At 70.1% G+C, this 10,737-nt stretch carries 8 protein-coding genes; 6 read left to right on the forward strand and 2 right to left on the reverse strand.

The window, feature by feature from the left end:
* Positions 1 to 324 precede the first annotated feature (324 nt).
* Entirely contained in the window at positions 325 to 1,713 is a 1,389-nt protein-coding gene (locus JHY01_RS06940; RefSeq protein WP_205324879.1) for an NAD-dependent malic enzyme, read from the forward strand.
* 174 nt (positions 1,714 to 1,887) lie between these two features.
* On the opposite strand, the gene dapF is transcribed toward JHY01_RS06940, so the two are convergent.
* Positions 1,888 to 2,670, reverse strand: coding sequence for a diaminopimelate epimerase (dapF, locus tag JHY01_RS06945; protein WP_374199506.1), 783 nt, complete (start codon positions 2,668 to 2,670; stop codon positions 1,888 to 1,890).
* 50 nt (positions 2,671 to 2,720) lie between these two features.
* Here dapF and JHY01_RS06950 point away from each other — a divergent pair, with 50 nt between their 5' ends.
* Entirely contained in the window at positions 2,721 to 3,881 is a 1,161-nt protein-coding gene (locus JHY01_RS06950) for a nicotinate-nucleotide--dimethylbenzimidazole phosphoribosyltransferase (RefSeq protein ID WP_205324881.1), read from the forward strand.
* Between the two features lie 152 nt (positions 3,882 to 4,033).
* A complete protein-coding gene (locus tag JHY01_RS06955) occupies positions 4,034 to 6,757 on the forward strand; it encodes an AAA domain-containing protein (protein ID WP_205324882.1) in 2,724 nt (907 codons plus the stop codon).
* Here JHY01_RS06955 and JHY01_RS06960 read toward each other — a convergent pair.
* On the reverse strand, positions 6,751 to 7,392 hold the full coding sequence (locus tag JHY01_RS06960; protein ID WP_205324883.1) for an HAD family hydrolase: 642 nt from the start codon (positions 7,390 to 7,392) through the stop codon (positions 6,751 to 6,753). The genes JHY01_RS06955 and JHY01_RS06960 overlap by 7 nt on opposite strands.
* Positions 7,393 to 7,470: 78 nt before the next feature.
* Here JHY01_RS06960 and JHY01_RS06965 point away from each other — a divergent pair, with 78 nt between their 5' ends.
* From JHY01_RS06965 to JHY01_RS06975, 3 genes are all read left to right on the forward strand, one after another.
* Positions 7,471 to 7,953 carry an NUDIX hydrolase gene (locus JHY01_RS06965; protein WP_205324884.1) on the forward strand — a complete coding sequence of 161 codons (483 nt, stop codon included), beginning with the start codon at positions 7,471 to 7,473 and terminating at the stop codon, positions 7,951 to 7,953.
* Between the two features lie 10 nt (positions 7,954 to 7,963).
* The gene (locus JHY01_RS06970) at positions 7,964 to 8,452 is read left to right on the forward strand and encodes an NUDIX hydrolase (protein ID WP_240192466.1); all 489 of its coding nucleotides are present in this window, start codon (positions 7,964 to 7,966) and stop codon (positions 8,450 to 8,452) included.
* A 377-nt stretch (positions 8,453 to 8,829) separates the two neighbouring features.
* A complete protein-coding gene (locus tag JHY01_RS06975) occupies positions 8,830 to 10,641 on the forward strand; it encodes an HNH endonuclease signature motif containing protein (protein ID WP_205324886.1) in 1,812 nt (603 codons plus the stop codon).
* The last annotated feature ends 96 nt before the right edge of the window (positions 10,642 to 10,737 follow it).

Genomic DNA, 10,737 nt, shown 5'->3' on the forward strand with positions numbered 1-10,737 from the left:
GATGGCGGATACGGGGCTGAGGCGGGCTTGCGCGCGGCAGTGGCATCATTCAAGGCATCAGGCTCGGCCGATTTACGGCTCGCAAGCTCGCCGAGGCGGCGCGTCTGCGGCTCGCAAGCGATCTTGGCGAAGTTTGCGGGTCGCAGGTGAGCGGTCTCGGCGAAGCTCGCGAACCATGAGCGGCCTTGGCGAAGCTCGCGAACCATGAGCGGCCTTGGCGAAGCTTGCGAGCCGTAGATGAGCGGCCACGGCGAAGCTTGCGAGCCGTAGATGAGCAGCGCCGAGCCGGGCGTCCACAACGAAGTGCACCACATAAGGAGCGGCATGACTGCAGCCCGTCTTCCCAGCGCCGGGTTCTCCATCACGGTCCGGCTGGCCCTCTCGGCCGACCCGGGCGCGGCGGGGCGCCTCGCCACCGTCGTCGGGCAGGCCGGTGCGATCGTCACCGCGCTCGACGTCGTCGACTCGGACAACAAGCGCATGACCGTCGACCTCACCTGCGACACCTCCGACGCCGCGCACGCCGAGCAGGTCACGAACATCCTCGAGGCCATGCCGGACTTCGACGTGAAGAAGGTCTCGGACCGGACCTTCCTCGTGCACCTCGGCGGGAAGATCGAGGTCACTCCCAAAGTGCCGCTTCGTAACCGCAATGACCTGTCGATGGCGTACACGCCGGGTGTGGCCCGGGTGTGCATGGCGATCGCGGAGAACCCGGACGATGCGCGGCGGCTCACCATCAAGCGCAACACGGTGGCGGTCGTGACCGACGGCTCGGCGGTGCTGGGCTTGGGCAACATCGGGCCCGCCGCGGCGATGCCGGTGATGGAGGGCAAGGCGGCGCTGTTCAAGAAGTTCGGAGACGTGGACGCGTGGCCGGTGTGCCTGGACACGCAGGACACGGACGAGATCGTGAACATCGTGGCGGCGCTGGCGCCCACCTACGGCGGGATCAACCTGGAGGACATCGCGGCGCCCCGCTGCTTCGAGATCGAGGCGCGGTTGCGGGAGCGGCTCGACATTCCGGTGTTCCACGACGACCAGCACGGGACCGCGATCGTGGTGCTGGCGGCGCTGACGAACGCGCTGCGCGTGGTGGGCAAGGAGTTCAAGGACGTCCGGGCGACCGTCGTCGGCTGCGGCGCGGCGGGGACCGCGATCATGCGGTTGCTGGAGAAGGCCGGGATCGGCGACATCATCCCGGTGGACCGCGACGGGGCGCTGCACAGCGGCATGGACACTGAGAACGAGACGCATCAGTGGCTCGGCACGCATTTCAACAAGGGCGACTACTCGGGGGACCTGTCGGGGGCGGTCGAGGGCTCTGACGTGTTCATCGGCGTGAGCGCGCCGAACATCCTCAAGGGTTCGGACGTGGCGAAGATGGCGAAGGACCCGATCGTGTTCGCGCTGGCGAACCCGGACCCGGAGATCAGCCCGACGGAGGCGGCGCGCTACGCGGCGATCGTGGCGACCGGACGTTCGGACCAGCCGAACCAGATCAACAACGTGCTGGCGTTCCCGGGCGTGTTCCGGGGTCTGCTGGATGCGCAGGCTCGGGATTGGAACGACGATGCGGCGCTGGCCGCGGCGACGGCGATCGCCGACTGCGTGGGCGCGGAGAAGGTGAACGCGACGTACATCGTGCCGAGCGTGTTCGACCCGAATGTGGCCCCGGCGGTGGCGGCGGCGGTCAAGCGGGTCATGCGTTAGGTCCGCGCCAGGCGAGTGACGGGATGAACGCCCCGGGGACCGCTGGTTCCCGGGGTTTTCCGTCGGTTCGGCAATGCCGGGGGGCACGGTCCCTACTTGGGAGGGTGGGGGTTGTGGACGGCCTGGTGCCGACGCGCCTCACATGGATGTTCGCGCCATCGAGGTGCGTCGGCGTCAGATCCGGAAGACGCCTTCGGCGACGATCACGGCGGGGCCGGTCAGGTAGAGGGTCTCGTCGGTGACGGTCACGGTGAGCGTGCCGCCGGGGACGTCCACTTTGCACTCGCCGGTGTCGAGCCCGGCGTGCCTCAGGGCGACCGCGCCGACCGCGCACGCGCCGGTGCCGCAGGAGGCCGTCTCGCCGACGCCCCGCTCGTGGACGCGCATCCGCACGTGCGGGGCCGCACCCACCACGAACTCGACGTTCACGCCGTTCGGGAACACGCCCGCGTCGTAGCGCGGCTGGTGGAAGAGCTCCAGCGCCTCGAGCTCCGATTCGTCGCCGAGGTGGCAGACCAGGTGCGGGTTCCCCATCGACACGGCCTGGCCGGGCCAGGTGAAGCCCTCCACGGAGGCCTGCGAGGTCGGCCCGAACGCGGCCGCGCCCATGTCGACGCGCAGCTCGTCGCCTTCGACGCGGACGGTCTTGATCCCGGCGCGCGTCGCCACGGGGATCTCCGGGCCCGCCGCGAGGCCCTTCTCGAGCAGGTAGCGGACGAAGACGCGCACGCCGTTGCCGCACATCTCGGCGATCGAGCCGTCCGCGTTGCGGTAGTCCATGAACCACTCGGCCGCCGGGTCGTCCGAGGGCGCGACGCGCAGCAGCCCGTCGCCGCCGATCCCGAACCGGCGGTCGCACAGCAGCGCCACCTGGGCGTCTTTCAGCGCCAGCGCGTCCTGGAGGTCGGGCACGATCACGAAGTCGTTCCCGGTGCCGTGTCCCTTGGCGAAGTCGATGGTGGTCACTAGGCAATTGTGCCCCACGGCTCCCGCGCTAGCCTTATGCCGTGACTGAGACGACCGACGGGCCCCTCGCCGACCTGAAAGCGAAGTTCCCCAACGGGGTGTGGACCACCCGCGCCAACGCGCGGCTGCAAGACGCCCTCATCGAAGGCGCCGGACTCGGCCGCCTCCAGCCCGCGGTGGGGTGGGCCGCGCGCATGCAGGCCACCGACGCGCCCGTGCCGTTCGCTACGCCGCAGATGCTCCTGTTCGCCGGCGAGTACCCCGACGGCTGGGACTCCGGCGACTACGCGCCCGTCGAAGCGCAGGCCGACGCCCTGGAGAAGGGCGAGGGGCCGCTCGCCGAGGAGGCCGCCCGCGCCGGGCTGCCCGTCACCGTCGTCCGCACACCCGCCAGCGAAGGCGTCGAGGGCCCGCTCCTCGACGAGACCGAGCTGAACGAGGCCCTGCGCCTGGGCCGCGAGACCGCCGACCGCGCGATCGACGCCGGCGCGGACCTCCTCCTCATCGCCGGGCTCGGCGCCGGCGCCGCGACCGCTTCGGTCGCGGTCTGCTCCTTCATCGCCAAAGAAGACATCACCACGTACCAGCCGCAGCTGCGCGCCCCGGGCGGTACGGTCCACGACGCCGCCTGGATGGGCCGCATCGCCGCCCTGCGCGACCACCTCGCGTTCAACCGCGGATTCAAGCGCAGCCCCGAAGCGCTCGTCTCGCGCCTCGGCGGCGCCGAACTCGGCGCGATGGCCGGCGCCATCTTCACTGCCGCCACCCGCTCCACGGCGATGCTCATCGACGGCCCGGCCGCCATGGCCGCCATGATGATCGCCCGCGACTTCGGCCTCGCCGCCCCCAAGTGGTGCTACGCCCCGAACCGCTCCGCCCACCCGGTCGTCGTCAAACTCGCCAAGCAGGGCGGCCTCGCCGACGACCTCGGCTTCGAACTCGACCTCCCCGACGCCGCGGCCCTCCCCCTCGGCTGGGACCTCCTCCAGACGAGCCTGCGCCTCTCACAGGCGCTCCCGATGCCCGCCAAGGAAGAACCCGAGCCGGAACCCGAAACTCCGGCGGACGCCGGAGAACCGATCCCCGAAGTCCCCGACGAGACCTCGACCCCGGAAGCCGCCGAAGCGCCTGCGGTCGCCGAAGGACCCGCATCAGCCGAGGCCGAATCCGAAGCGGGCGAGGAGAAGCCGACCGACGCATGAGCGGCGCGGAGCCCGGGCGCTCACCGTCCTCGGGCGGCTCATCGAGCCCTGCGCCGCCGGCGACCCGGTTGCCCTGGCCGCCACAGTCCGGCTCCTCGCCGACCAGTGCGTGACCAGTGGGAACGAGTGCCAGACCGTTAGACTCGGGTCACATGAGCACCGCCCGGCTCCTCCGCGCCCTCGCCGACCTCGCGCCCGCCTCGCCGCAGACCAAGCAGGACCAGCTGGGCGACCACCTCGGCAAGCAGCACGTGTGGAGCCCCGACCTCGGAACCGTCAGGGGCGCGGCCGAGCTGGCGAAATATGACGAGCTGCACAGCGACGAGCGGCTGCTCCGCCAAGGCTGGGGCATCGTCGTGGGCCGCACCGACATTGACGGCAAGCAGCGGCGCGTGCGCATCCCGCTCGTCAACCGGCCGGTGCGACTCCGGGCGGCCGCGGCGGGCTCCGACATCCAGGAAGTGATCGCGGCCGGCGACATCGCGGTCCACGAGGCGCTGGCCGGGACCGACTTCGCCGTGCAGCTCGAAGCCGTGTTCGATCCGGGGCGCAGCGCGGCGGTCCTGGAGGACCTCGCCTGGCTCCCGCTGGCGGCCGAAGCCGCCGGGTTCCCCGATGCCGCGGTCTGGCACATTCCGCCGCAACGCGATCGGGACCGACTCCTCGTCGTCGTCGAAGCGGTGATCTACATCGCCCCCGACCAGGCGCCGACACCGCTGGCCTCCGGACTGCACGCTTGGGCCGAGCGACCGGGGCTCGACGCCACGGCGTTCGCCGCGATGTACGACCCCGCCGACGCCGAACCCGAGGACGACCCGCAGCCGCCGCGCTCCCCGCTGCCGCTCAGCCGCGAGCAGAGCGCGGCCGTCAGCCAGGCCCGCACCGCCCCGGTCACCGTGATCGCCGGCGCGCCCGGCTGCGGCAAGAGCCACACCCTCGCCGCGATCGCCTTGGACGCCATAGCGAACGGGCAGTCCGTGCTGATCGCCACCCAATCCGTGCACGCCGCCGACGTCCTCGCCGAACTCCTCGACCGCCACCCCGGGCCGCTGCCGGTCCACTTCGGCGACTCCGAACGCCGCGACCGGTTCCTGACCAGGCTCGGCACCGGAACCGGCAAGGGCCGCAAACGTCGCGAAGTCGAACGGGAGCAGGAGGCCGCCGCCGAAGCGGTCGAGTACGCCGCCCGCATCGAGGCGGAGATCGCGACCTGGCTCGACCTCGAATCCCGACGCGGGCGCGTCCAGGACCTGCCGTTGTTCCTCCTCGACGACTTCCCCGGGCTCCGCGACGCCGACCTCGACGAGGCCGAACGGCTCCTCGACCGCTCCCGCCGCGACGGCGGATGGCTGCAACGGCTGCGGGCCCGCCGCGCCGCCAAACGACTGCGCCGGCTCGCGGGCGCCGACGGCAGCGCCACTGCGATCGCCCGCGCCCTCCGCGCCGCTCGCGACCAACGCGACGCCGCCCGCCTCACCGCCGCCGGAGGGCTGCGCCTCGCGCCGCTTTGGAAGAGCCTGGAAAGCGCAGAGACCGAAGCGGCCCAAGCGATCGGCCGTTCGCTGCGCATCGAGACCGGCTCGACCGACCGGCGGGACGCCGCCGCACGCAAGGCTTTGACCGAGCTGGGCACCGCTCTGCGCAGCGGCAACCGCCCGCAGCGCCGCGCGCGGCTGCAGCGCGTCAGCGCCGCGGCCCTCCTGCGGGCCATGCCGCTGTGGATCGGCACCGTGGCGGATGTGGAGGACGTGCTCCCGGCCCGCGTCGGCATGTTCGACCTGGCGATCCTCGACGAGGCCTCCCACATCAACCAGTTGCGGGCCGCTCCGGTGCTCGCCCGGGCCCGCCGGGCGGTCGTCGCGGGCGACCCGCGGCAGCTGCGGTTCGTCTCGTTCGCCAGCGCGGCGAGGACAGAGGACGTGCTGGCGAAGCATGGGCTGTCGGATCGCTCGGGGCAGTTGGACATCGGCAAGGTGAGTGCCTACGACCTCGCGTGCGGGGCCGGGCCGGTGGTCGAGTTGACCGAGCATCATCGCAGCGTGCCGCATTTGATCGGATTCTCGGCCGCGAAGTTCTATCACGGCCGGGTCAAACCGATCACCACGCATCCGCGCAATCACGAGGCGGACGTCATCGTGGTCCATCGCGTCGATGCGAAGTCCTCTAGGGACGGCGTGGTGGAGGCTGAGGTCGCGCGGTCGCTCGATCTGCTCGCCGAACTCGTGGACGCGGGGAAGACCGGTCTGGCCGTGATCTCGCCGTTCCGGGCGCAGGCGGATGCGATCGAGGCGGCGATCCTGCGGCGCTTCGATCTGGAGACCATTCGCCGGCATCGGATGCGGACCGGGACGGTGCACGCGTTCCAGGGCAGCGAGGCGGACACGGTGGTCATCGCTTTGGGTGTGGCCGAGGGCGATACGGCGGGCCGCAGGCGCTTCGCGGCCGGGGCGAACCTCTTCAACGTGATGGTGACGAGGGCGCGCGAGCACTTGCACGTCGTCACCGCGGTCGGTGAGACGGACGGCCCGATCGGCGAGTTCCTGCGGTACGCGGATCGGCCGCCGCGTTCACCGGGGGACGGTGATGCGGTCGGGAAGTGGACGGCGAAACTCGCCGATGCGCTCGAGGGCGCGGAAGTGCCGGTGCGCCAGGCGTATCCGGTCGGTCATTGGGCGGTGGACCTGGTGGTGGGCGATGCCGAGCGGGCGATCGGCGTGATCGCCCAGGTCCATCCGGACGGACCGAGCGCGCATGTCGCCCGCCATCGTGCGCTGCGGCGGGCGGGCTGGCGGATCGAGGAGGCGTTCGCGTCGGCGTATGGCGACGATCCGTCAAGGGCCGCCATCGACCTGCTCGCGGCGTTGCGGGATCACTGAGCGGCGTATTTGATGGCCTCGACGACGGCATCGGCGGTGTGCGTCGGAGCGTATTCGGACTGGGCCCATTCGCGTCCGAGATGGAGCCATACGCTGCGCAGGCCGAGCCGGTGGGCTCCGAGGATGTCCGCGTCGTCACGGTCGCCGATCATCCAGGCGCCCTCGAGGGGTTCGCCGGCGGCTTCGGCTGCGGCGTGGAAGATCCCGGGTTCGGGCTTGCGCGAACCCGCGCCTTCGCTCACCACGGTCGCGTCGACGAGGCGGTCGAGGCCTGAGGCGGTGACCTTCCCCAGCTGCTGCCACTCGACGCCGTTGGTGACGATCACGACCCGGTGCCCGGCTTCGCGGACCTCCCGCAGCGCATCGGCGGTGTCGTGGGTGACGCGGGCGTGCTCGCGCGCCCCGCGGCGCAGGAAGTCGACGATCTCCGCTTCGACGAGGCCGACCGGGTGCCGCTCGATGATCGCCTGCGCGACAACGGAACGCGGGGCGTACCCGGAGGCGTCGACGGTCATGATCCAGTCGACGTCCGATGCGGGGAGCTCGTGTGCGGCCAGGAATTCGGTCACGCCGAGGCGGAAGGCCGCGTCGCGGTCGATGAGCGTGTTGTCCAGGTCGATCATGATGAGCGTCATGCCCGGGATGCTACGGACCGCACCGAAACTGGGCAAACGCGTTCCCAAATGGTCGGCCGAACCGGGTAGCGTCTTCCCATGGCCCAACTCCCCCAAGCGGTCCTCGACGGTTTCGCGAGTTCCTACGCCGTGGCGTGCGCCTTCGTGACCGATCCCGAAGGCCGGGCGCTCATCGTCAAGCCGACGTACAGCGAAGACTGGCAGTTCGTGGGCGGCATGGTCGACCGGGGCGAGGCACCGCACGAGGCGTGCGCGCGGGAGGTCAAAGAGGAGATCGGCATCGACCTCCCGGTCGGCGACCTGCTGGCGCTCGACTACGTCACGAACCACCCGTTCGTCTCGGCCCCTATGGCGATCTACATCTTCGACTGCGGCACGGTCGGCGACCCCGCCCAGATCCGACTGCAAGAGGACGAACTCGAGGCCTTCGCGTTCCTCCCCGTCGACGAGGCCGCGTCCAGATTCCACCCCGCCAACGGCCCGCGCTTCAATCTGGCCGCAGAGGCTCTTCGTTCCGGTCGCACCTCATATGTGCCGCAGGGCTTCTCACCGTCCCGCTAGGGTCGATGCCATGCCGCACCAGGATCAAGTGACGCCGAGCGAATGGCTCGAGGGACTCCCGAAGCACCTCGCCGCGGCCGGTGCCCTGTTCACCGACACCGAGGGCCGAGTCCTGGTGGTCAAGCCGAACTACCGCGACCACTGGCTCTTCGTCGGCGGCCAGCTCGATGAAGGCGAGACGCCCGAACAGGCTTGTCGCCGCGAAGTCAAGGAGGAGATCGGCCTCGACGTCGAACTCGGCGGGCTCCTGGTGATCGACTGGACGCAGCCGATTCCCAGCCGACCACTCCCCCTGATCGTCTTCATCTTCGACGGTGGCACCATCGACCCCGCTCGCCTCCGCCTCGACAGTGACGAACTCTCCGAGTTCCGTTTTCTCCCAGTTGAAGAGGCCCTGCCGCTGCTCTCGTCCAATGGCCGCCGTCGAATGCCGACCGCTCTCGAAGCGAAGCGAACCGGCACGACCCGCTATCTCTCCAGCGGCTCCTACCCGACGTGAACGACGGCAGGTCCATTGAGTGTTCGACGATAGAGCCAGCGATGGCGACGAAGCGGACTGCACAACCTGGCCGTGCTGTCCGGCATTAAGCGCCGTCTCGGTTGAGGTTCAAGCGGGCGGCGACAAAAGGGTCGCATGGTGGTGGGGTGTGCGGTGCGGCTGCCAGGCAGCGCCGTGGCCGGGGCGGCGGAGGCCCATTTGGCCCCTGGTTTGCTTTGCGCCCCAAGAGGAGCGAGTGTGAGGCGTGAGTGTCCCTCATGGAATGTTCACCCGGTTGGGTGATGACACCGGCACGGCATTCTGTCATCATTGAACTACGAACAAGGAACCGAAAACAGGCAGGACATTCGAGAACAGGGAAGGGAGGCGAAGGAACCATGAGCCACTGCACCAGCACCAGTCACAGCCCCACCATCCCGGTCGCTCCGGTCCTTCCCGCCGCCTCGCTCCTCTCCGCTTCCTCTGACCGCCGCTCCCAGGCTGCGGCGATCCGCTCGACTCTCAATGAGGCCGCCGCTGGGATCAACGCCTTTCACGCCCGGGTCCTGTCTGCGGTGATCGCGATGAAGGAGGCGAACCTGCACCGCTCCGAGTTCGGGTTCTCCGCCCTCCGCGACCTGCTCCTGTCCCAGTTCGACTTCACCTTCAACACCGCCAGCGCCATCGCCGCCATCGCGCGGCTGTCGGGGAAGTTCCGTCTTCTTGCTTCGGCGGCGGTGTCGGGGAGGGCTCGGATTGACCAGGTCGCTTACGCTGTCCGCCAGCTTGACCAGACCCCGGCGATGCGCGTGTTCGCCCGCACTCCTTTCACCGCCCCGGTCGTCTCCCCCTTCGACCCCGAGACCCTCTGCGCGACGCCGGAGGCGATGGTGGTCGAGTACTGCGCTCATGCTTCCTTCAAGGACCTGCGTCGTCACCTTGAGGGGCTGTGGGCCGCGATCGCCGGAGAGACCGAGCTTCTTGATGGGCTCGGCGAGCAGTCGATGCAGCGCCTGGAGTTGATCGAGTGCGGCAACGGCATGTGGGCGCTGGAAGGGCACCTCTCGAATGCGACCGGGCGGATGCTCGACAAGTACCTGCAGACCGCCTGCCCGCCACCCCGCCAAGACGACCGAGGGGCCGACCCCGACGATGAGGGTCTGTTGCCGCCGCAGGCGAACCGGCATGCCGAGGCTCTCCATCAGCTCCTGGCCGGGTACGGGTCCTCCCCGCAGGCGGCGACCCGGCACGGGCACACCGCCACCCTCGACCTCACCGTCGACATCGAGACGTTGCAGGGCAAGGACACCGGGCGCCTCCCCCTCCTGGAAGGCCAACCGATCAGCCTTGCGCGGGCCCGGCTCCTGGCCTGTGAAGGCGTCATCATCCCCTCGGTGTTCAACTACGCCAAGGGTGAAGCGGTCGAGCTCGGTCGGGCGCTGCGCCTCCCGAACGCGGCCCTGCGGCGGAAGCTGGAGCTTGAGCAGCCAGGCGGGTGCGTTTGGCACGGTTGTGACCGGCCCATCGCCTGGACCGAGGCGCACCACATCACCCACTGGGCCGACGGCGGCCCGACCGTCGCGGAGAACCTGATCCTGCTGTGCCGGTTCCACCACGGCCGCATCCACACCCCGGGCTGGTCGGTGGAGAAGACCGGGCCCGGCCAAGCGCTCATCACCCACCACGACGGCCACGAAGGGCACGAAGGCCTCCACGGCCTCCACGGCCAGGGCGGCACCGCCGGTGGCTCGGCCGGTGCCTCGGGCGGGTGCGGGTGCGCCGACTGGCGCACCGATGCCGACATGGACGCCGAGCATGCAGGCTCGGACTGGGATGTGTTCCCCACCGGGCTCTACCGCACCGAATGGTCCGAGACCTTGAAGCCCGACCTCGACGGGATCGCCGAGATGATCGACCGCGACCGGGCGGTCAAAGCCATGCGAGACTCGAAAGCGCAATGCCGAGCCAAGTTCAGCATCAGCCAACCCCCGGGGGCCGAGGAAGCAGTCCAGGCACCCGCACCACCGGCATCGACAGCGACAGCGACAGCTGCAGGGTCAGCGACCGACGACTACGGGGACCCGCCGTTCTTAGGCTGCCCCAGCAGGCGACTGCTGGGGGAAGCGCCGCACACACCACGCAGCGCCACCCGAACCCCAACAGGGGCCGGGCCCCTCAGGGGGCTTAACCCTTTGACGTTGACACCTTGATCTCCCGGGCCGGTAGGGTTCGGGTTGCAAGGAGTGAAGAGTGTCGACCTCGAAGTATCATCGCCGGTTTCCCGAGGAGTTCAAGGCCGAAGCGGT

Source organism: Glycomyces sp. YM15 (assembly GCF_016918015.1).
GTDB lineage: Bacteria > Actinomycetota > Actinomycetes > Mycobacteriales > Micromonosporaceae > Glycomyces.